The sequence below is a fragment of the Stomatobaculum longum genome (genome assembly GCA_000242235.1).
GTDB classification, from domain to species: domain Bacteria; phylum Bacillota; class Clostridia; order Lachnospirales; family Lachnospiraceae; genus Moryella; species Moryella longum.
This window is the reverse complement of sequence record JH590863.1, coordinates 559,388-581,310: the sequence shown is the minus strand read 5'-3', so window position 1 is coordinate 581,310 and position 21,923 is coordinate 559,388. Positions and strand designations below refer to the sequence as shown.

The window sequence follows — 21,923 nt, the reverse complement described above, 5'->3', positions numbered from 1 at the left end:
CGGACCTGTAGTCCTTAACCTTGCCAGCACCGGCAACTCGCCGGACCGTTCTACAAAAAGTACGCGGTTGTGCGTTCATGTATCGCACTTCCACTGCATGTAAACATAGGGTTTCAGGTTCTTTTTCACTCCCCTCCCGGGGTCCTTTTCACCTTTCCTTCACAGTACTATGCACTATCGGTCACTAAGTAGTATTTAGCCTTAGGGGGTGGTCCCCCCGCCTTCCCACAAGGTTTCACGTGTCTCGTGGTACTCTGGATCCTGCTGGGTCTCAACTCGTTTTCCCGTACGGGGCTTTCACCCTCTCTGGCAGACTGTTCCAAAGTCTTTCCGGTAACGATTCAATTCCCGTGTGCAGTCCGAACCCCGCAGTGCACGCACTGCGGTTTGGGCTCTTCCGCGTTCGCTCGCCGCTACTTACGGAATCACTGTTGTTTTCTCTTCCTCCGCCTACTCAGATGTTTCAGTTCAGCGGGTTCCCGGCTGTACGCTATGGATTCACGCACAGTCACTGCAGCTCTTCTGCAGTAGGTTTCCCCATTCGGAAATCTGCGGATCAATAGATATTTGCTCTTCCCCGCAGCTTATCGCAGCTTATCACGTCCTTCATCGGCTCTTAGTGCCAAGGCATCCGCCCTACGCTCTTTTTTGTTTAACCTCTTACATGTTCTCTAGCGCAAGAACATGCGGGTTGGTCGCTCTGCTTTCACAGAGCATACGTTTATATCTTGGATACAACTTTCGTCGTATCACCTCGGATGTCTAGATATTCTAAAATTGAATATTCATTCTGTATGCGATTTTCAAGGTGCAAAATGGAGATGGAGAGATTCGAACTCTTGACCCCCTGCTTGCAAGGCAGGTGCTCTCCCAACTGAGCTACACCCCCATAATAATCCGGCGCCCGCCTATTCTCCCATACCGTTACCAGCATAGTACCTTCGGCCGTCTTCCTCTTAACCGTCGTGTTCGGGATGGGAACGGGTGTTTCAAGAAGACGCATCGACACCGGATATCCGGTGTGAACCTTTCATCAAAAACCAGACAGCACAAACAACCCTTACTCTTTCCTTAGAAAGGAGGTGATCCAGCCGCACCTTCCGATACGGCTACCTTGTTACGACTTCACCCCAGTTATCCGCCCCGCCTTCGGCAGCTCCCTCCCTAAGGTTGGGTCACTGACTTCGGGCGTTGCTGACTCCCATGGTGTGACGGGCGGTGTGTACAAGACCCGGGAACGTATTCACCGCGACATGCTGATTCGCGATTACTAGCAATTCCAGCTTCGTGCAGTCGAGTTGCAGACTGCAGTCCGAACTGAGACGTTATTTTTGAGCTTTGCTTAAACTCGCGTTCTCGCTTCTCTTTGTTAACGCCATTGTAGCACGTGTGTTGCCCAAATCATAAGGGGCATGATGATTTGACGTCATCCCCGTCTTCCTCCCGGTTATCCCGGGCAGTCTCGCCGGAGTGCCCAGCTTTACCTGCTGGCTACCGGCAATAGGGGTTGCGCTCGTTGCGGGACTTAACCCAACATCTCACGACACGAGCTGACGACAACCATGCACCACCTGTCACTCCTGTCCCGAAGGAAAGCACCCATTACGGTGCGGTCAGAAGGATGTCAATATTTGGTAAGGTTCTTCGCGTTGCTTCGAATTAAACCACATGCTCCACTGCTTGTGCGGGTCCCCGTCAATTCCTTTGAGTTTCATTCTTGCGAACGTACTCCCCAGGTGGAATACTTATTGCGTTTGCGACGGCACCGATGCCCTTCGGGCACCAACACCTAGTATTCATCGTTTACCGCGTGGACTACCAGGGTATCTAATCCTGTTTGCTCCCCACGCCTTCGAGCCTCAACGTCAGTTTTCGTCCAGCAGGCCGCCTTCGCCACCGGTGTTCTTCCTAATATCTACGCATTTCACCGCTACACTAGGAATTCCGCCTGCCCCTCCGATACTCAAGCTTTGCAGTTTCCAAAGCAGTCCCGCGGTTAAGCCGCGGGCTTTCACTTCAGACTTGCAGAGCCGTCTGCGCTCCCTTTACACCCAGTAAATCCGGATAACGCTTGCCCCCTACGTATTACCGCGGCTGCTGGCACGTAGTTAGCCGGGGCTTCTTACTCAGGTACCGTCATTTTCTTCCCTGCTGATAGAGCTTTACATACCGAAATACTTCTTCACTCACGCGGCGTCGCTGCATCAGGGTTTCCCCCATTGTGCAATATTCCCCACTGCTGCCTCCCGTAGGAGTTTGGGCCGTGTCTCAGTCCCAATGTGGCCGGTCATCCTCTCAGATCGGCTATCGATCGTCGCTTTGGTGGGCCGTTACCCCGCCAACTGGCTAATCGAACGCGGGTCCATCTCATACCACCGGAGTTTTTACCCCCGCACCATGCGGTGCTGTGGTCTTATGCGGTATTAACAGTCGTTTCCAACTGTTATCCCCCTGTATGAGGCAGGTTACCCACGCGTTACTCACCCGTCCGCCACTCGAAATAAAGTCTTCCGCCCGAAGGTTTCCGTCTCCACTTCTCGTTCGACTTGCATGTGTTAAGCACGCCGCCAGCGTTCATCCTGAGCCAGGATCGAACTCTCAAATTTAAGTTTGTTCGTTCCGGTCAAAATAACGTTGGTCTTTCTCAGTTATTTTACCCGTTATTACTTGGTTTGGTTCTTTTTTGAAATTCTTTTGGAAGCTCGCGGGCACATTCGAAAGATGTCCGCGAACCCTCTGTTTTCACAGAGATTTCAGGGTTGTTTGTACTGTCTGATCTTTGATTTTCAAGGTTCTTGCCGACCGAGTCGGCGACGCAGAAGGAGGGATTTGAACCCTCGCGCCGCTATTAACGACCTACTCCCTTTCCAGGGGAGCCCCTTCAACCACTTGGGTACTTCTGCAAAAAGTACTGTGCCTGAATCAAAACTTTCTTCAGTTGTCGCGGCGCTCTCGCTTGCCGCTCGATACAGCTTAGTTAGTATAGCCACTGTGCCGACAAATGTCAACGACTTTTTTCAATTCTTTTTTGACCTTGCCCTCTCATCCCCTCGTTCCGAAGCGTCGCTCTCGGAAGTGACTCGAAGAACGTATTTATTGTAGTATAGCATAAATCCCGGGATCTTTCCAAGCCCGGATTTACGAAAATTCACACTGCCTACAGGTGTACCGCGCAAAGCCGAGACCGTTTCCTCGAATCAAAGCTACGCCCTGCCCAACAGCGCAACAAAGGTATCGCTTACAATCGCCATCCCGCCTACCGAAGAGCAGAGTTCCGGCGATCACGCAAGCATTCGACAGGGTGAGCGCCTTGGCTTAGAGATAGTGCGGCAGGAGTATCCCCCAAATCATGAGCATGAAACTAAGTGTAATGCCGAAACTATAGACAACGCCGAGCGCAGCGGTGCGGTGCGGGTAAATGCGGAATGAAAATTGCGCATAGTCGACAGGGTATCTGCTAAGGACCTTACCGATGCCGGACAGCATCCTGTCCCCGAGATTTGCCTCATCGGTCCGCCGTAAAGTATAGTTGCCCGCCTCCGCATGAAAGGTATAGAGCTCCATCCGTGCGGTTCCGAGGCCGTTCACGCTGGTTCGCAGGAGGACTCTCGAGAGCGGAATCATCTCCCCCGTCTCTTTGCGCGATAATTGCAAACCGAATTCCCCGTACGGCGACTTGCCGAACTGCTTTCCGTTTAACCATATACCGTAGTTTCCCGCCTCCGTGACGGTAAAGCTACCGCTCTCTTCCGCATAAGGTTGCTCATAGAGAAGCTTCACCTTCACGGCTCCTATCAGCCCGCGTATGCTGAAAATCAGCACGGCCGCGCCGAGCGGCACCAAGAGATAAAACAACTGTTTCATACTAATGCTCCCCGCCTTCGCATTCCGGTCTTTAGTTCGAACTGTTTTCTTCATTGTAACACATTCTGTTGTCACGCAGTAGAAGCCTCTCTCTTACTTTGCGTGCCTCTTCTCCTAATCGAAACACCGCTGTCAAAACAGGGCTGTTCTCGCTTCCGCAAACTTCGCGACAGCCACAGTTCGTTTTCGATTTTTTCTCTTCGCACAAGGCTTGCACCGCGCTCCGATGATTCGCCTGCGAACGTTTCGATTTCTGCCGCAGCGCACAAGACCTGCTCCGCGAGCCGACCATCCGTAACCGGCTGTTCCGATTTCTCCTCTCACGAGACTCACGCCAAATTCGAGACGTTTTCCGCTAAGTATAGAGACACCTTCGCGAGACAGTCCTCCCTTCCTCCGCATCGATTTACCTCTCTCTCGGAAGGGATTGCCCGCTTGTCTCCTTCCCGTCCTTCTTCCGCAAAAAGAGCGTGCCCGCCTCTGCCCCGTTTCCGGATGCCTTCGGCGGACACGCTTTTATCGTTGTGATGGTATGCCTTTTTACAAGGGCGAAGGTTTTACTCGGTCGGTGCAGTACTCACCGCTTCCGTCTCGTCCGTAAGGCCCGCCCCCGGTTCCTTCCGTAGGTCAATGCCGCGGATAATCTTTCGAAGCGGCAGAACCGAAACCGGGTTCACCGAGAGCTCATCGACGCCCATACGAAGGAAGGTCTCCGTGAGCGCGAGATCCGCGCCGAGCTCGCCGCAGATACCGACCCAGGTGCCGTGACGATGTCCCGCATCGATGGTCATCTTGATCTGCCGAAGCACAGCCGGGTGGTGCTTTGCGAGGAACGGATCCAGCGCCGCATTCTGCCGGTCAATGGCCAGCGTGTACTGCGTGAGGTCGTTGGTGCCGATGGAGAAGAAGTCGCATTCTTCCGCGAGCTCATCGGCAATCAGCACGGCCGCCGGCGTCTCAATCATGATGCCGACCGCATACTTGCCGATCTTCACGCCCTGCTTTTTCAGCTCTTCGGCGCACTCGGCGAGCAGCTCCTTGCACTCTCTCAGTTCCCGCATCGAGATAATCATCGGGAACATGATGCCGAGATTGCCGTAGGCGGAAGCGCGAAGTAAGGCGCGCAACTGGGTCTTAAAGAAAGCCTTCCGTGTCAGACAGATGCGGATTGCGCGGAGTCCGAGTGCCGGATTCTCCTCTTTCTCCATGCCCATATACTCAACCTGCTTGTCCGCGCCGATGTCACAGGTGCGGATGATGACCTGCTTCGGTGCGAGCGTCTCGATTGCGAGACGGTAAGCGTTAAACTGCTCCTCTTCGCTCGGATAATCTCTCGCATTGAGATAGACAAACTCCGAGCGGAACAGACCCACGCCGCCCGCATCGTTCTGCTGGACGAGGCCGATGTCGGAGGGACCGCCGATATTCGCATAGACCTGAATGGTCTTGCCGTCGATTGTCGTATTGCTCTTGCCCTTCAGCTCCTGCAAGAGCGCCCTCTGCTTCGCGTCCTTTTCCTTCCGCTTCCGGAGCGTTTTCTCGAGATCGTCGGTCGGCTCAATGTAAGCACAGGAATTGTAGCCGTCAATGATTGCCGGCTTTCCCTCCCAGTCCTCGTTGACATCCTTGCACTGCACAAGGGCCGGAATGCCCATGGAGCGCGCAAGGATGGCCGTGTGGCTGTTGAGCGAGCCCTCCCGCGTGATAATGCCGAGCAAGAGCGACTTATTGAGGCGCACCGTCTCGGACGGCGTCAGATCGTTTGCGACCAAAATACAGGGTTCCGTGCCCTGCAGAATGTCCCCGCTGATGCCGAAGAGATAGCCGAGCACCGCGTGCTCGATGTCGTAGATGTCCGCCGCTCTCTCCTTCATATAAGGGTCATCCATCTCGGCGAAGACCTTCGCCTGGTTGTCAAACGCAACCTTGACCGCATATTCCGCCGTGTGCTTCTGCGTCTTGATAATCTCATTGGTCGCATCAATCAGATCATCGTCCTCGAGCATCATCGCGTGCACCGAGAACACCTCTGCGCTGTCCTCGCCGGCGTCAATGACAGCCTTTTCGTAGAGCGCATTCTGCTGCTCGATGGCGCGTTCTCTCGCGTCGTCAAAGCGAGCAAGCTCGGCCTCGATATCATCGATCAGACTGTCATCAATTTCAAGTTTCGGCGCCTTATACACCTTGATCTTTCCGATCGAAATGCCGTTTAAGACGCTCTTTCCGGTAGCTACCTGCATTCTGTGCCTCCTAGAATCAGAACGTCTCCTTCAGGAACTTCTCAAGTGCCGCTGCGCAGGCTTCCTCGTCCTCTCCCTCGACCTTGATTGTCACCGCATCACCCTGCTTCACACCGAGTCCCATCAGCGCGAGCAGCTTCTTCATGTCCACGTTCTTATCGCCCTTGAAGATGGTCACAGTGCTTTTAAATGCCTTGAGCTGCTTGACCAAGAGGCCTGCCGGGCGCGCGTGAATTCCGTTCGGGTCAGTGATGGTGTAGGTGAATTCTTTCATGGTGTTTGCTCCTTCTCTTGTTGTAGTTTACGGGTTCTGTCAACGAACTTCAACGTTGGTGTAGTCATCCGAGTTGGTCAGCAGCACGACGACCAGGTCCGGATGCCCCGCTGCCTTGATCTTCTCGCGGGAGAAGCGGAGTATCGGCTGTCCCAGCTTTACGCTGTCGCCCTCGGAAACCAACGGCTCAAAGCCGTCTCCATTCATTGCCACGGTGTCAACGCCCACATGAATCAGCAGTTCCATATCACCGGCGCCGCTGATGCCGATTGCGTGCTTTGACTCTGCCACAGAGGAAATCGTGCCGTCAAACGGCGCATATACCACGCCCTCCTCCGGCTGAATCCCGAGCCCCGCGCCGAGTATGCCCTGCGCAAAAGTCTCGTCCGGAATATCTTCCTGCTTGACAAACTGTCCCTTCACCGGCGCCGCAATCGTGCCCGCCTCGCAGCGGATGACTGTCTCGCCGACAAAGGTCTCTTCCTTCTCTTCTTTCTTCTCTTCCGGCTTTGCTGCCGCTGCCGGCTGCTCTTCCTTGAAGAGGAACCAGGTCAGGACAAAGGCAATACCGCCGGAAATTGCGAGCATCACCGTATAGAGCAAAGGCTTATTGACGGTGAGATAGCCCGGGAGACCCGTCACGCCGTAAGCCGTCGCGCCGAGTCCCATCAGCGCACCGACCAGAGCACCGACCGCGCCGCCCGCCATGCCTGCCGCAAAGGGCTTAAAGAAGCGCATGTTGACACCGAAGATTGCCGGCTCGGTGATGCCGAGGGAAGCTGAGAGTGCGGAGGGAACCGCAATGCTCTTGGTCTTCTGGCTTCGGGTCTTGATGCCGACCGCGAGGCAGGCACCGAACTGTGCGAAGTTTGCCGCACTTGCAATCGGCATCCAGGTGTTTAAGCCCACAGAGCCGAGCATACCGGCCTCAATCACATTGTACATGTGGTGGAGACCCATGACGACAGTCGCCGGGTAAATCGCGCCCATAACCATCGCACCGAGCGGGTTATGTACCAGCATTTCCGCCGCATGTAAGACCACCGTCTCAAGACCGGAGAAAATCGGTCCGATAATCATAAAGGTGAGGAGCGCCGTAATCATAACGGTGCAGAGCGGCGTGATAAAGAGATCCAACATCTCCGGCACATGGTCGTGGAACCACTTCTCGATTTTGCTCATGCAGAAGACCGAGAGGATGACCGGAATTACATGGCCCTGATAGCCGAGCTGGTTAATCTGGCCGAGCGCATAGTTCGGGAAAATCTCGATGTGGCCGAACAGATACCAGACATCATACCCCTGTGACGCGTTCCAGCCGTTCGTCAGCGAGGAGTGAATCATCAGAAGACCGATGACGGCGCCAAGGAAGATGTTGCCGCCGAACACGCGCGCCGCCGAGATTGCGACAATAACCGGCAGGTAGGCAAACGCTGTATTCGCGACCATGTCGAGAAACGCAAACCAGTCGGAACCCGCAAAGCCGAGTCCCGGAATCTTGGCGAGCGCCTCCACCAGTCCCATCATGAGACCCGAGGCGACAATCGCCGGTAAAATCGGCACAAAGACATCGCCGATCGGCTTTAAGAGTCTCTTCCAAAGCGGCTGCCGTGCGGCCGCCGCGGCCTTGACGTCGTCCTTCGTCGCCGCCGTCATGCCCGTGATGCTCAGGAACTCGTCATAAACCTTGTTGACCGTTCCCGTGCCGATGATGAGCTGCAGCTGCCCGTTCGACTCAAACATACCCTTGACGCCCTCGACATTGTCGAGGTAGGTCTTGTCGACTTTGCTGTTATCCTTGATAACAAGTCGAAGCCGTGTTGCGCAGTGCGCCGCCTGTGCAACATTGTCCCGCCCACCGATGTGGTCGACGATTTCCTGTGCGCACTTCCTGTAATCCAGTGCCATAAGCCTTCCCCCTTTTCGGAGACTCTCCCGCGACAGGCGGGAGCCCTCGCTGTATCATTCGTTTCTGCCTTCGGCAGGAAACTTCGAGAAATGATTGCGCACGCGCATGACACATATGGTACCCCGATTCCGCATATCCATTTGTATCCGACACCCGTTTCTTTCGAACAGTGTGATCAGCGCCCGCTGTTCTATTCTTACAACAACCGCAGTTACAATAAATTCAGTTTTTCAAAAGCCCGATAAATACCGTCATCCGTGACCGCCGGACAGACCCAGTCCGCGCGCTCCTTGAGTGCCGGCGAGCCGTTTTCCATGCAGACCGCATAGCCGACGGTCTCCATCATCTCAAGGTCGTTCATGCTGTCGCCGAAACCGATGGTGTCGCTAATCTTCGCGCCGAAGTAGTCGACAATGCGGCGCACGCCCTTGCCCTTGTCAAAGTCATGGCTCACAATTTCACCGTTCACGCAGCCGTGCGCCGGGACATCCTGAATGATAAAGTGAAAGTCCTTCTCGAGCAGGCGCTTGCACTCCTCGAGCTGAGAGGCCTCCCGCGCCATAATCACGATTTTATGAATCGGCTGTCCCGCATATTCTTCCATCGGGCGAATACCGAGGCTCTCGGAGAGCGCCTTGCGCCATCTCTCGATTTCGGAATTGCCGCCCTCGGTGCTGTCGAGAAAATCCTTTAAATTCGCATCGCCGAAAGAGCCCTCCGTGCCCTCTATGGTGCAGAAGACACCGTTCCGGTGCAGGGCATCCAATGCGATTTTCAGCGTCTCCGGCGCAATCGGATGGTCATAGAGCACCTTGTCTCCGGCCTTCACATAGCCGCCGGAACTCGCGACCATGCCGTCGAAGGGATAGCGGAGCAGGGGCTTTAGCATATCCGGATTTCTGCCGGTGCAGAGAAACAGTTTGTGTCCCTTCTCCCGCGCCCTTGCCATGGCGCGCACCGCGGAGTCCGGGGGCGTATTGGTCCCTGCCTCCGTCAAGGTTCCGTCAATGTCCAGAAAAATCAGCTTGCTCATTTCTTTGACCCTTTTTCTTTGCTGTGCGCTTTGTCTTTGCGCCTGTCCCGCTTTTCTTCGCGGCCCGCTCTGTCTTCATAATCGCTTCGACCGTCTTGCGCGCTGCCTCTTCGGCCGCCGCTCTTGCCGCTGCTTCCTCGGCCGCTGCCTTTGCCGCAGCTTCTTCGGCTTCCGCCTTTGCCGCCGCTTCCTCGGCCGCTGCCTTTGCCGTCGCTTCCTCAGCCGCCTGCTTTGCCGCTGCTTCCTCGGCTTCTGCCTTTGCCGCCGCTTCCTCGGCCGCCTGCTTTGCTGCCTTCTTTTCTTCCGCGGCCTTCTTTCGCGCGGCAGCTTTTCTCTCTTTTTCCGCCTGCTTCTCCGCCGCTTCGCGCGCTGCCTCCGCCTGCTTTGCCGCTTCGATTTCCTCTTCCTTGCTCCAGTAGAGCCACACGAAACCGAAGGCCGGAAGGCCGTAGGCCGTAGCGCGGCAGCGGTCGCCGTTCAAGAGATTCCGATACTCCTCCGGTTCGTTAATCCAGGCTGTGCCGTCCTGCACATCGAAGTTAAAGAGCGCCACCAGCTTCTCGCCGTTATAGTAGCGGCCTATGCCGAGAATGTGATCGTTATAGGTCTCCATAATCCAGGTGTCGGCCTCGGTGCGGAACACCTCATGTGTGGCGCGTATTGTCTCGAGCTCCCGGAGTGCCGTAAAGATTCTTCCCTCCCGGGTCGTCGGATCTTTCCGCTTTTCTGCATCTTCCCAGGAGAAATTCCCGCGGTGCAGGTAGCGCGAATCGTCCCACTTGTAGGGATCTTCATGATAGCTGTAGTCGTTTCGCTGTCCGATCTCATCACCGGAATAAATCACCGGCACGCCGGACAACGTAAACAGGAAGGCATGCAGCATGATGTCAAGGCGGATAGCGCGATCCAGCTTCCACTGGTTGCCCTCATATTCCGCTGCCTCAATGCCGCAGAGCGAGGCTGTCGTGCCGCAGAGTCTTGCATCACCGATGCGGGGATCGTCATTGTAGAGCTCGCCCCGCGCGTCGGAGCCGTAGAAATAGCCCCGGAAAAAGTCGTTTAAGAAGCGCTTGTGGCCGACTTCATCGTCGCCGAACTGCTTTAAGAAGCCGTAGTCGAGCCCCCAGCCGATGTCATCGTGGCAGCGCAGATAGTTGAGAAATAAATACTGTTTCGGCAGTGCGAAAATCTGTCCGAGCTGGTGCTTCATGAGCCGTACATCCCGAGTCGCGACCGTATGCCAGGTCGTCGCCATCGTCGTGACATTGTAGAGCGTATTGCACTCCGGCTTCTCGAGCGTGCCGAAATACGGCACGACTTTTGAGGGCTCCATGACCACTTCGCCGAGCAACTGCGTCGCGGGGCACACAATTTCCACGGCCATCCGCATGATGCGAACCAGCGTGTGTACCTGCGGCAAATTCCGGCAGGTGGTGCCGAGCGCCTTCCAGATGTAGGGCACCGCATCGAGGCGGATGATGTCCGCCCCCTGGTTGCAGAGGAAGAACAAATTCTCGGTCATGTCGTTAAAGACCGTCGGATTCGCGTAATTTAAATCCCACTGATAGGGATAGAAGGTCGTCATGACTACCTTCTGCACCGCATCACACCAGCTGAAGTTTCCCGGCGCGGTTGTCGGAAACACCTGCGGCACCGTGCGGTCAAAATCGTTCGGAATATTCCAGTTGTCGAAAAAGAAGTAACGGTCCTGAAACTCCTTTTCTCCGGCCTTTGCGCGTCTCGCCCACTCATGGTCCTCCGAGGTGTGATTCAGCGCAAAGTCAAGGCATACGCTCATGCCGTTCTTGTGGCACTCCGCCGCCAGTGCCGCGAAGTCCTCCATGGTGCCGAGCTCCGGCTCCACCGTTCGGAAGTCCGCAACCGCATAGCCGCCGTCGGAACGCCCCTTCGGGCTGGCGAGCAACGGCATCAGGTGAATGTAGGTCGCACCCGACTCCTTCAGGTAAGAGAGATGTTCCCGCACCCCGCGAAGCGTGCCGCCGAAGCAGTTTGTATACAGCATCACGCCAAGGACTTCATTGCTCTTGCACCAGTCCGGATTTGCCTCCCGCTCGCGGTCCAGTTGTTTCATCGGTTCCGGTCTGGTCTCATACATCCGATAGAGCATCGAGAGAAAGTACTGAAAGGCATTTTCGTCATTGTGATACAATTCCGAGTACAGCCACTTCAGTTCATCCAGCCTTTTGTCAAGGCGCGCTCTAAATTCCTCTGCCTGTCCCTCTGTTTTTCCCATAAAAATGCCCTCTCGTTTTTTCTTAACATTATAATGAGTTTTCGGAATTCTAGCAATAAAATGCACTTCCAAATTCTCCGGAGATTGACAACTCTCTTTCGTCTCATGTATACTCTGCTTGCTACACTGGAGAGGTGTCGGAGCGGTCATAACGAGGCGGTCTTGAAAACCGTTAGTCCTACGGGGCACATGGGTTCGAATCCCATCCTCTCCGCGAAGAGAGAAGCACGCAAATAGGCCAAAAATGGCTTAAATGCGTGCTTTTTCTATGCTTGCCGTGTTGAAAAACAGGCCGCAGCCGATGGGAAAACAGCCAAAATCAGGAACACATGCAACACGAATGCAACACGATTCCATCCTCACCGCGGCAAAAAGCGCGTATCCGAGCCAAAAAACGGCTCGGATACGCGCTTTTTTCGATTGTTTTCATCCAATCTCATAGGAAATTTTCTTGCGCATCACATGTACTTCCCAGGGAGAAGCCTTTTCAGGCTCTTTTATTATTTCAAATCCCTCTTCTCCCTCCGAAAAACGGAATACGAGAAGCCCCGTGATATCATCCGCCCGGGCTCCGTACTGATAAGCCACAGTACAATCGGTATTGGACACATAATTACAGTAGACCATCAAGTCTCTCCCTTTTCGGCTTCTGCGCCGCTCAACCGCTACCGCCGGGGACATTCCTCCGCCGTCAGGACGAAATTGCAGTGCTTCCGAATCTCACAGTGCTTGAAATAGTATTCTTCTCTGGGAATCCACATCGTTTGAAATACCTCAAAGCTCTCCGGATTTCGACGGAGCAGCCGCTCCCGCTGATACTCGGGCGTAATATCCAGAAACACACAGCAATCATACAGTACCCGCAGTGCGGGATGGCAGCTGTAGGAGCCTTCCACAAGAGTCGGTAACACAGGGTCCGCTTTTCGCGGCGGCAAAAAACGGTCGGCATGGCAGTCATAGGGAAGATAGCTGATTTTCCTTCCCGCGCGAAGCGGCTCCAACACCTCCGTCCGGAGACGCTCAACCCAGATATGTCCGCCCGGCTCTGCCATGCGCTCCGCTGCTCTCTGCGAAAAAGGCAGGTAAAAATCGTCCATGTGAATCACATTGCAAGGCAAAACACGCTGCAGTCTCTCGGCCATCGTTGTCTTTCCGGAAGCACAGCGCCCGTCGAGCGCAAGCAGAAATCCGCCCCTGGGATGCGCAGACAGCAGGTCAAAAAGACGCTCAAAGTTATCCATTGACCGCGCGTGCCCCGGCATCGGCGCCAAACAAACCGCTTATCCCCGTTCGATGCAACGTAAGCATCACACTCGGAATCAGGATGAGCTGGAGGAGAATGCCCGGAACTGCATTCAAGAACGCCCCTGCGAGGAACATCTGCCAGGTAAAGGTCTTCCCCGCCATGCCGAGCAGAGCAATTTCCGCAATTCCCCAGACCGCGCGCCCCGCAAACATCGCGAGAAGCAGGGCGCGGTACAGTGCCCGCAGGCACTTCCACGGCGAGCGCCGATAGAGAGCCCCCGCCACGGCACCGTAGGTTGCGAGCTCAAAAGTCATCGCGAGCGCGACCGGATAGAGCGGCGGCATTCCGAAGAGGAGGGACCGCATCAGCGGCAAAACAGCGCCGAGCAAGAGTCCGTACTGCCAGCCGAGCAGCAGCCCGCCGAGAAATACCGGCAGATGCATCGGGAGCAGCAGGTTGCCGACGCGGGGAATGTTGCCGGTCACCAGGGGCAGAACGAGCCCCAGGGCCAGCAACATCGCCGCCAGTGTCAAATTTCTGATTTGTCTCTGCATTTCATTTCTCTCATTCTCTAAAGCTTACACCGTGACCGCAATCACTGTCGGTCAAATACCGCCGCTACCTTCGCGAGGAGCTCCCGGATTTCGAGGTGCTGGGGACATACCTTCTCGCATTTGCCGCAGCGAATGCAGTCGGCCGCTTTGCCGTGATCCCCCGCGGTCATGAAATTCCGATAGTCATTGATCGTATTCGGGTTATGGAACGACTCGTACGCATTCGAAGCGCCTAAAATCTCGGGAATCCGGATGTTCTTCGGACAGGCGCTCTCCTCGACGCAGTAGTGACAAGCCGTGCAGGGAATCAGATCCAGACGGCCGAACACCGCGCAGACCTTGCGGAGCGCTTCCGTCTCGGCTTCCGTGAGCGGCTTAAAGTCACACATTGCGGCGAGATTGTCCTCCATCTGCTCCAGATTGCTCATGCCGGAGAGCACCACCGCAATCTGCGGAAAGCTCGCCGCAAAGCGGATTGCATAGCTCGCATTGCTGCCCCCGTTCAAATCCCGGAGAATCCGGTCCGCCTCTTCCGGCAGCTTCACGAGACTGCCGCCCTTCACGGGCTCCATGACCATGACGGGTTTCTGATGTTTCTCGCAGACCTCATAGACCTTGCGTCCCTCGACTTCATCGCTCTCATAGTCCAGATAGTTGAACTGAATCTGTACGAATTCGATTTCCGGGTGCTCGTTTAAAATCATGTCCAGCACTTCCGCCTTGTCGTGGAACGAGAGGCCGAGGTGGCGAATGTATCCCTCCTGCTTTAACTCCCCAGCCGTCTCATAGGCGCGACAGCGCTTGAACTTCTGATAGTTCTTTTTGTTCTGCGCGTGCATCAGGTAAAAGTCGAAGTAGTCGACCTTGCAGAGCGCAAGCTGCTGCATGAAAAACGGGCGGATGTCCTCCTGTTTCTCGAAATACGGCTCGGTCAGCTTATTCGTCAGGAGAAAGCGCTCGCGCGGATAACGGGATGACACGCACGCTGCGATTGCCGTCTCTGATTTGCCTTTGATATAGCCGTGGGCCGTGTCGAAATAGTTAAAGCCCGCCGCGATAAAGGCATCGGCCATGCGGCAAAACTCTGTCTTATCGACCTCCTCGCCGTTCATCGGAAGTCGCATGCAGCCGAAACCGAAATTTCCTCTCACTTCCGGAAAAAAACGATTCTGTTCCATCTTTTCTCCTCCCTTCCTACCAATCACTTTGCGCCGTGCTCCCGTAGCCACAGTTCCGCCCTTGCCATATCCTCGGGCGTTGTGAGCTTCTGGTTTTGTTCTTCCCCCTCCACGAGCTTTACGGGACAAGCGCCGAAGCGTTCCATGACCTGTGCGTCATCGGTCGCGAGCAGGGCGCGCGCATCTTCTGCCTTTCTCGCCCTGTCATAGGCCTCATAGGCCGCACAAATCGCTGTATAAGAAAAGACCTGCGGCGTCTGCGCCGCAAAAAGCAGGGCGCGCGGCGGGGTATCTTGCACAAAGCCCTCCGCGTTCCCGAGCTTAATCGTGTCCTTTACCGGCAGTGCCGGAATCGCCGCGCCGTAGCGTTCTCCCGCATCCCGCATGCGCTTAAGGAGTTCCTGCGACACAAAGGGGCGCGCGGCGTCGTGGATAAAAACCAGCTCCGTGCCGCGTCCCAAAAGGGCGCGAAGTCCCGCGACAACCGAGTCGCAGCGCTCTGCGCCGCCCTCTACCGCAGCGACCAATTTGCGAAAGCCATACTCCTCCCGGTAAGTTCGATAGAGAGCTTCCGCTTCGCCCTGCGGTGTGACCAGCACGATTTCATCGATACTGCTCTCGGAAAGCGCCTGCAACGCGTGCCAGAGGACCGTATGCCCCGCGAGCAGCAAAAACTGCTTCGGAATTTTGCTCTGCATCCGCGCGCCGTGTCCGCCCGCGAGCAGGACAGCCGCCGTCTTTTTTCCTGTCATCTCAGCGCTCCCCGAGCTTCAGATTCGGAACGGCGTTCAGATCCCAGCCGCTTCTTCTGCCCGCACAATACTCATAGTAAGCCGCAGAGCCTATCATGGCCGCATTGTCCGTACAGAGTCCGAGTTCCGGGTAAGTAAGCGTATAGCCCGCTGCTTCGCAGGCAAGCCGCATGGCCTCGCGGAGCGCGGAGTTCGCCGCGACACCGCCCGCCATTGCAATCGTCTTACAGTTAAAATCCCGCGCGGCCTCCATCGTGTGAGAGACCAGCACCTCGACGACCGCCTTCTGGAACGAGGCGACAAGGTCGGCAACCGGAATCTCCTCTCCCGTCATCTTCGCGTGATTCTGATAATTTAACACCGCACTCTTTAAGCCGCTGAAACTGAAGTCATAGGGCGAACCCGCGACCTTGGCGCGCGGAAAGCTGATGGCATCGGGGTTACCCTCCCGCGCCTTTCTGTCGATTTTCGGCCCGCCCGGGTAACCGAGCCCCACCGATCTCGCCACCTTGTCAAAGGCCTCGCCCGCCGCATCGTCCCGGGTCTGCCCGAGAATACGAAACTTCCCGTAGTCCTCGACCATCACGAGATTCGTGTGTCCGCCGGACACAATGAGGCAGAGAAAGGGCGGTTTTAAGTCCGGATTTGCGATGAAGTTCGCCGAGACATGTCCCTCGATGTGATTGACGCCGATTAACGGCTTTCCCGCCGCAAAGGCCATCGCCTTGGCCGCCGAGACACCGATCAAGAGCGGCCCCACGAGTCCCGGTCCGTATGTCACGCCGATTGCGTCAATCTCCGCCAACGTGAGACCGGCATCCGTGAGTGCCTGCGCTGTGACCTGATTGATTTTTTCAATGTGCGCGCGCGAGGCGATCTCCGGCACGACACCGCCGTAGAGCGTATGCGTCGCAATCTGGGAGTAAATCACGTTCGACCGCACGGTTCTGCCGTTTTCCACGACTGCCGCCGCCGTCTCGTCACAGGAACTCTCGATTGCGAGAATGCGAATGTCTTTTTGTTCCGCTGCTGTCTGTTCCATCCCTGTCATGCCTCCTCCGGGAAAACGAGCTCCATGGTCCAGCCGTCCTTCGCCGCCTTTGCCGCCGGAAAAATTTTCCGGATTTCCGCCATATATTCTTCCGGGTAGTTGAGCGAGGGGCTGTAGTGCGTGAGCCAGAGTTCCTTCGGCTTCGCTTCCGATGCGAGCTTTGCCGCCTCCTGCATGGTCATGTGCTTATGTTCCCGCGCTTTCTGCTGCTTGTCGGCCTCGCCGTACATGCCCTCGCAAATCATGAGATCCGCATCGGCCGCATATTCCGCAATGGCCGGAACCGGGCGCGTGTCGGTGCAGTAGCTTACCTTAAGGCCGCGCCGCGCGCCGCCGAGCACCATATCCGGCGTATAGACCTTGTCGCCGTCCGTAATGGTCTGCCCCTTCTGCAGCGGGTTCCAGAATTTCAGCGGGATCCCCTGCTCTTTGGCCCGCGCCGCGTCAAAGCGGCCGATGCGGGGAATGCTGATACAGTAGCCGTAGCAGAGCACATTGTGATTCACGCGGTAGGCATCGATCACATAGGGGCCTGCCGTCCGCTGCTCTCTCGCCTCCGTGAGTTCCGAAAAGACAATCGGAAACGGAAGTTCCGGCGCAATGCTCCGGAGCGCTGTCACCACGCGCTCCAGCCCCTTCGGGCCTATCATGAGGAGCGGCTCGGTGCGCTCGGCATTGCCCATCGTGAGGAGCAGGCCCGGCAGGCCGCTGATATGGTCCGCATGGTAGTGCGTAAAACAGATTACATCGATGGGGCGCGGACTCCAGCCCTTCTCCCGGAGCGCAATCTGGGTGCCCTCGCCGCAGTCAATGAGCAGCGAAGAACCATTGCAGCGCGCCATCATCGATGTGAGCCAGCGATAGGGCAGCGGCATCATGCCGCCTGTCCCAAGGAGACAAATATCAAGCATCCGTAACCTCTTCTTTCCAAACAGATAAAGTCCGATTCCAGTAGATCAGCGCATCCTCTACCGGTTTTTCATAGTAGTTCTTTCTTCTGCCCGCAAGCAAAAAACCGTGTTTCTCATAGAGTTGAATCGCAGCTGTGTTCCCCGCTCTCACCTCAAGCGTGGCCGCCTCCGCGCCCCGCGCGCACATTTCCCGTAAGCCTGCGCGAAGCAGGAGCAGCCCGAGATGTTGTCCCCGCGCTTTTGGCAAAACGGCAATGCGCATAAGTTCCGCTTCATCGCCGAGCACACGCACGTTTACATAGCCGAGCAGTGTGTCCTCGGCGACAAGCACAAAGACACTGTCATACGAAGAGCTTAGCAAATCCGAAAGCAGCCGAAAAGACCAAGGATCCGGAAAACAACGGCGCTCCGCTTCCGCCATTGCCTCCAGATCCGATACGACCGCGTGTCGCAATTCGGGCAAGACGCTCAACGCTCTGCCCTCGCTTTTTTCGGGCTCACGCCTGCCGCGAGTTCCCGCTCCAAATCGTATTGTATCGCTTCTTCGCGCTCGCGCTCCGCCTGACTCTTTCTCAGGTATTCGGGCGCAAAGGCTTCCGCGGAAACAGTCTTTCCCGCAGCCGCGTAAATTTCTCCGAGCGCCGCGACCGAAGCTGCCCGCGCGCGGCTGTTATTCGGCGCCGCGACCGAATAGGGCACCGTGAGGGTCTCCGCAAGGCGCGATAGCACCGGGATGCCGTCGCCGACAAATATCACCGCTTCTCCCCGCGCATTCAGCTCTTTAACGAGCGCCTCCGCCGAAACGGCGCGCGGCGCTATGACTGTCTCGAGCGAACCGCCGGACGAAAAATTACCGTCCTCTGTCGCCTTCCGGCGATACAGACCGTTGTACACCTGACTGCGCCGCGCATCCATGACCGGGCAGAGCAGACGCTCGCTCCCCGCCAGATTGTAGGCGAGCGCTTCGAGCGTCGAGACAGCGACGAGCGGTTTTTGCAGCACCAACCCGAGTCCCTTTGCCGTCGCCGCGCCGATCCGGAGTCCCGTGAACGAACCCGGCCCCGCCGAAATCGCAATCGCATCGAGCGTCTCGAGCTCCAGGCCGAGCGAGCGCTTCAGCTCGTCCAGCATGGGTAGCAAGGTCTGCGAATGCGTCTTCTTGTCGGTCACGGTATATTCCGCGGTCAGCATCCCATCGGTCACGAGCGCAACCGAAGCGGTCAGCGCCGCACTCTCAATTCCCAGAATTTTCATGCCTGTCTTCCTTTGCCGGAAAGCCGGAGACGCGGATGATGCGAACATCATCCCCCTTCTCCGGCGCTCGGGTAATCTCTACTTTTGCCGCATCCCGCGGTAAAAAGTCCGGCATGCGGGACGCCCACTCGACGAGACTCACGCCGTCGCCGTAAAAGCAGTCCTCGTAGCCGAGTTCATCCATCTCGCTCTCATCCTCGAGGCGATATAAGTCAAAGTGCCAGAGCGGAAGACGGCCTCCCTCATAGCCCTGCAGAATTGTGAAGGTCGGGCTGGTCACCGGCTCCGCAATGCCGAGTCCGCGCGCAAACCCGCGCGCAAAGGCTGTCTTTCCGGCACCGAGATCCCCCTCGAGCCGTATGACAGTGCCCCCGGGAACCTCCCGCGCAAGTTCTGCCGCAAAGCGCTCGGTCTCTTCCTCCGAGCGGCTCTCCCGCGTGACGTTCATCGCTCCGAAAGTTCCGCGCGAATCATCGCGAGGATATTCGGCACCTTGGCCGCTCTCTCGCGGTAGGTAAACTCTGTCATCGGCGCGCTGACAATCGCGACCTCCTCGAGGCCCGGGAGCTGAATCACGCGTTCTGCCTCAAACTGCTCCTTTGCGGCCGCGAGCGAGGCCGCATCGCCCGAAAGACGCACAAAGTAGCGGTGCTTCTCGCTCTCGTGCGAGGTGACTGCCTGCTTCTCCGCCGTCCAGCCGAAACGCACATTCTCGTTCTTGTGCTTTGCCGCCTCCATCATGTCGGCGAGCACCGCACTTGCGGTCGGGAGCTTACCTGCGCCGCTGCCGTAGAGCATGGTCGTGCCGAGGAGATTGCCCTTGATCACAATGCCGTTGTAGACACCCTGTACCGCGTAGAGCGGATTCTCATCGCTGACCAGCAGCGGGAACACGCTGACCGTGACCTGATTGCCCGCAAACTGCGCCGCGCCGACCAGCTTGATCGAAGCCTTGAGCTCCAGCGCATAGCGGAAGTCCGTGCTGTCAATCTTCGAGATGCCCTCGGTGTAGACATCCTCAAAATTTACCTCTTTGCCCGTCACGAGCGAGGAGAGAATCGCAATCTTCCGGCAGGTGTCATGGCCCTCGATATCCGCCTCCGGATTCCGCTCCGCATAGCCAAGGCGCTGTGCATCCGCGAGCACATCACCGAACTCCGCGCCCTCGCGGTCCATTCGCGTCAGGATATAGTTGGTCGTGCCGTTCAAAATGCCGGTGATCTCGGTGATCACCTGTCCCTGATAACCCGTGCCGAGGGTTCGAATCACCGGAATGCCGCCGCCGACCGCCGCCTCAAAGAAGAAGTTGACCTTCTTGTCGCGCGCAATCTGTAAGAGCTCCGTGCCGTGTGCCGCGACCAAAGCCTTATTGCTCGTCACAACGTGCTTACCCTTTAAGAGAGCCGCCTTGACAAACTCGTAGGCCGGCGTTGTGCCGCCCATGGTCTCGACAACCAAAGAAATCTCCTCATCCTCTTCGATGTCCGAAAACTTGTCGGTAATCAGCTGCTCCGCCGGATCGCCCGGGAACTTCCGGAGATCCAGAATGCGCTTCACCTCGAGCGCCTCGCCGATCTCCGCGGCGATGACCTTCTGATTGGTCACAACCGCCTCGTAAACCCCCGCACCGACAGTGCCGTATCCCATAATTGCTGCTTTGATCATTTCTCTTTTACTCCCTCGATAAAATCGTGACTTCGCGGACACCGCGCATTCCTTCCATCTGCTCCACCAGACCGGTGAGATCTTCGGTCTCCTGCCGCACCTCGAGCGAGAGCGAGACCGTTGCCATACCGTTTAACGGGATGGACTGGTGTATCGTGATGATATTCGCGTGAAAACGCGCCACTGCCCCGAGAAGATCGGCGAGCAGTCCCGGCTCATCCAGAATTTCAATGGAAAGCGTGATTTTCTGTCCGCTCACCGTATCGCCGAACGGAAAGATGTCCTCTTTGTACTTATAGAATGAGCTTCTGCTGATTCCGGTCTGTCCGGTCGCCTCACTGACCGACATGCCCCGGTTTGCCCGGAGCAGCCGCTTTGTCTCGACGACGCGGAGCAGAACATCCGGCACCGCCTTGCGGCGAACCACATAGTATCTACCCTCTTCTTCCATCTGTGCGCCCTCCGGATACAACTGTTTCTCACAGGGCGCATTCTAACACGCGGCGGCGGGAAGTGCAAGTTATCGCGCGCAAATCCCGCTGTTCTCATGAAAAAATCCCGGCGCATTCGCCGGGATTCGTTGCATTAATCGTCGCTGCCGGCGCCCTTCATGTCCGGCTTGCCGAGGCTCACCCAGGTGAGATAAGCCGTCATAAAGTCGTCGAGATCGCCGTCGAGTACAGCGTCCACATTACCTGTCGAAAAGCCCGTGCGATGGTCCTTGACCATCGTATAGGGTTGTAATACATAAGAGCGAATCTGGCTGCCCCAGCCGTTGTCCTTCACGACACCGCGAATCTCGTCCGCCTTTTCCGCCTGCTGCTGCTGCTCGAGCATGTAGAGTTTGGCCTCGAGCATCTGCATGGCCTTGTCCTTGTTCTGGAACTGGCTGCGCTCGTTCTGGCAAGTCACAACAATGCCGGTCGGCAGGTGCGTGATGCGGATGGCCGAGGAGGTCTTATTGATGTGCTGACCGCCTGCGCCGCTCGAGCGGTAGGTGTCGACACGGATATCGTCGGGGTTGATGTCGACATGAATCTCATTCGAGAGCTCCGGCATAATATCGCAGGAGACGAACGAAGTCTGGCGCTTGCCCGCCGCATTGAAGGGCGAGATGCGCACCAGGCGGTGCACGCCGTGTTCGCTCCGGAGTCTGCCGTAGGCATTCTCGCCGTTAATCTGAATCGTGACGGACTTGATGCCCGCGACATCGCCGTCGAGGTAATCGAGCACCTCGATCGAATAGCCGTGGCTCTCAGCCCAGCGCGTATACATGCGGTAGAGCATCGAGCACCAGTCAGAGGACTCCGTACCGCCCGCGCCCGCATTCAGACGCAGAATCGCATTGTTCGCGTCGTACTCGCCCGTGAGCAGCGTCTCTGCCTTCAGCGCCTCCAGATCGTGGATAAAGCCGTCCAGCATCTCCCGGATCTCCGGAATCAGCTCTTCATCGCCCTCTTCGTTGCCGAGTTCAATCATGTCCGCAATATCCCGATAGGCGCTCGAGAGCTTGTGAAAGCGCTCCACGGTGTCCTTCAGGCTCTTGTTTTCCCGCACGATTTTGGTCGACTGCTCCGGGTTCTCCCAGAAATTCGGCTCTTCCATCATGCGATCAAGTTCTGCGATGCGTTTCTCCTTGTTCTCAAGATCCAGGGAGCCCTCCACCTCCTGAAGCGGCTTCTGATAGGTGGAGAGGGTATATTTCATATTATCTAATTCGACCAAAGCTGCCTCCTAC

General features: G+C 56.6%; 18 protein-coding genes, 3 tRNA genes and 3 rRNA genes. 1 reads left to right on the top strand and 23 read right to left on the bottom strand.

The features are described 5' to 3' along the window. The 11 genes from HMPREF9623_RS08495 to HMPREF9623_RS08440 form a co-directional block, all read right to left on the bottom strand. Positions 1-658 (bottom strand): 23S ribosomal RNA (locus HMPREF9623_RS08495); the annotation flags it as partial. Between the two features lie 158 nt (positions 659-816). Then, a tRNA-Ala gene (locus HMPREF9623_RS08490) sits at positions 817-889 on the bottom strand. 6 nt (positions 890-895) lie between these two features. Continuing rightward, a 5S ribosomal RNA gene (rrf, locus tag HMPREF9623_RS08485) occupies positions 896-1,013 on the bottom strand. A gap of 62 nt (positions 1,014-1,075) precedes the next feature. Continuing rightward, positions 1,076-2,606: ribosomal RNA gene (locus HMPREF9623_RS08480) — 16S ribosomal RNA — on the bottom strand. A gap of 208 nt (positions 2,607-2,814) precedes the next feature. Continuing rightward, positions 2,815-2,903: transfer RNA gene (locus HMPREF9623_RS08475), tRNA-Ser, on the bottom strand. Between the two features lie 412 nt (positions 2,904-3,315). Beyond that, on the bottom strand, positions 3,316-3,864 hold the full coding sequence (locus tag HMPREF9623_RS08470) for a hypothetical protein (RefSeq protein ID WP_009533489.1): 549 nt from the start codon (positions 3,862-3,864) through the stop codon (positions 3,316-3,318). 557 nt (positions 3,865-4,421) lie between these two features. Beyond that, the gene (ptsP, locus tag HMPREF9623_RS08465; protein WP_009533488.1) at positions 4,422-6,104 is read right to left on the bottom strand and encodes a phosphoenolpyruvate--protein phosphotransferase; all 1,683 of its coding nucleotides are present in this window, start codon (positions 6,102-6,104) and stop codon (positions 4,422-4,424) included. Positions 6,105-6,120: 16 nt separating this feature from the next. Continuing rightward, positions 6,121-6,378 (bottom strand): HPr family phosphocarrier protein, encoded by a 258-nt coding sequence (locus HMPREF9623_RS08460; RefSeq protein ID WP_009533487.1) that lies wholly within the window; start codon positions 6,376-6,378, stop codon positions 6,121-6,123. Between the two features lie 39 nt (positions 6,379-6,417). Then, positions 6,418-8,286, bottom strand: coding sequence for a PTS beta-glucoside transporter subunit IIBCA (locus HMPREF9623_RS08455; protein WP_009533486.1), 1,869 nt, complete (start codon positions 8,284-8,286; stop codon positions 6,418-6,420). Positions 8,287-8,498: 212 nt separating this feature from the next. Next, positions 8,499-9,320 carry an HAD family hydrolase gene (locus HMPREF9623_RS08450; RefSeq protein WP_009533485.1) on the bottom strand — a complete coding sequence of 274 codons (822 nt, stop codon included), beginning with the start codon at positions 9,318-9,320 and terminating at the stop codon, positions 8,499-8,501. Further along, positions 9,292-11,574, bottom strand: a complete 2,283-nt coding sequence (locus HMPREF9623_RS08440; protein ID WP_009533484.1) for an alpha-amylase family protein — start codon at positions 11,572-11,574, stop codon at positions 9,292-9,294. Before HMPREF9623_RS08440 ends, HMPREF9623_RS08450 begins: the two co-directional genes overlap by 29 nt. Positions 11,575-11,702: 128 nt before the next feature. On the opposite strand from HMPREF9623_RS08440, the gene HMPREF9623_RS08435 reads away from it, so the two are divergent. After that, positions 11,703-11,788, top strand: a tRNA-Ser gene (locus HMPREF9623_RS08435). A gap of 451 nt (positions 11,789-12,239) precedes the next feature. On the opposite strand, the gene HMPREF9623_RS08425 is transcribed toward HMPREF9623_RS08435, so the two are convergent. From HMPREF9623_RS08425 to prfB, 12 genes are all read right to left on the bottom strand, one after another. Continuing rightward, a complete protein-coding gene (locus tag HMPREF9623_RS08425) occupies positions 12,240-12,815 on the bottom strand; it encodes a uridine kinase family protein (RefSeq protein WP_009533482.1) in 576 nt (191 codons plus the stop codon). Then, a complete protein-coding gene (locus HMPREF9623_RS08420; RefSeq protein ID WP_009533481.1) occupies positions 12,808-13,374 on the bottom strand; it encodes an ECF transporter S component in 567 nt (188 codons plus the stop codon). Before HMPREF9623_RS08420 ends, HMPREF9623_RS08425 begins: the two co-directional genes overlap by 8 nt. A 41-nt stretch (positions 13,375-13,415) precedes the next feature. Then, positions 13,416-14,552, bottom strand: a complete 1,137-nt coding sequence (locus tag HMPREF9623_RS08415) for an aldo/keto reductase (RefSeq protein ID WP_009533480.1) — start codon at positions 14,550-14,552, stop codon at positions 13,416-13,418. Between the two features lie 23 nt (positions 14,553-14,575). Further along, on the bottom strand, positions 14,576-15,304 hold the full coding sequence (gene ispD, locus HMPREF9623_RS08410) for a 2-C-methyl-D-erythritol 4-phosphate cytidylyltransferase (protein WP_009533479.1): 729 nt from the start codon (positions 15,302-15,304) through the stop codon (positions 14,576-14,578). Position 15,305: 1 nt separating this feature from the next. Continuing rightward, the gene (gene tsaD / locus HMPREF9623_RS08405; protein WP_009533478.1) at positions 15,306-16,346 is read right to left on the bottom strand and encodes a tRNA (adenosine(37)-N6)-threonylcarbamoyltransferase complex transferase subunit TsaD; all 1,041 of its coding nucleotides are present in this window, start codon (positions 16,344-16,346) and stop codon (positions 15,306-15,308) included. A 5-nt stretch (positions 16,347-16,351) separates the two neighbouring features. Then, entirely contained in the window at positions 16,352-17,266 is a 915-nt protein-coding gene (locus tag HMPREF9623_RS08400) for a ribonuclease Z (protein ID WP_009533477.1), read from the bottom strand. Continuing rightward, positions 17,259-17,738 (bottom strand): ribosomal protein S18-alanine N-acetyltransferase, encoded by a 480-nt coding sequence (gene rimI, locus HMPREF9623_RS08395; RefSeq protein ID WP_009533476.1) that lies wholly within the window; start codon positions 17,736-17,738, stop codon positions 17,259-17,261. Before rimI ends, HMPREF9623_RS08400 begins: the two co-directional genes overlap by 8 nt. After that, the gene (tsaB, locus tag HMPREF9623_RS08390; RefSeq protein WP_009533475.1) at positions 17,735-18,520 is read right to left on the bottom strand and encodes a tRNA (adenosine(37)-N6)-threonylcarbamoyltransferase complex dimerization subunit type 1 TsaB; all 786 of its coding nucleotides are present in this window, start codon (positions 18,518-18,520) and stop codon (positions 17,735-17,737) included. Before tsaB ends, rimI begins: the two co-directional genes overlap by 4 nt. After that, entirely contained in the window at positions 18,501-18,968 is a 468-nt protein-coding gene (gene tsaE, locus HMPREF9623_RS08385) for a tRNA (adenosine(37)-N6)-threonylcarbamoyltransferase complex ATPase subunit type 1 TsaE (RefSeq protein ID WP_009533474.1), read from the bottom strand. The genes tsaB and tsaE overlap by 20 nt, the downstream gene beginning before the upstream one ends. Continuing rightward, positions 18,965-20,185: a homoserine dehydrogenase gene (locus tag HMPREF9623_RS08380; RefSeq protein WP_009533473.1), complete on the bottom strand. Its 1,221-nt coding sequence runs from the start codon at positions 20,183-20,185 to the stop codon at positions 18,965-18,967. The genes tsaE and HMPREF9623_RS08380 overlap by 4 nt, the downstream gene beginning before the upstream one ends. Positions 20,186-20,192: 7 nt before the next feature. Next, positions 20,193-20,636, bottom strand: a complete 444-nt coding sequence (locus tag HMPREF9623_RS08375; RefSeq protein WP_009533472.1) for an ACT domain-containing protein — start codon at positions 20,634-20,636, stop codon at positions 20,193-20,195. A gap of 134 nt (positions 20,637-20,770) precedes the next feature. Continuing rightward, on the bottom strand, positions 20,771-21,910 hold the full coding sequence (gene prfB / locus HMPREF9623_RS08370; RefSeq protein ID WP_009533471.1) for a peptide chain release factor 2: 1,140 nt from the start codon (positions 21,908-21,910) through the stop codon (positions 20,771-20,773). Positions 21,911-21,923: the final 13 nt, after the last annotated feature.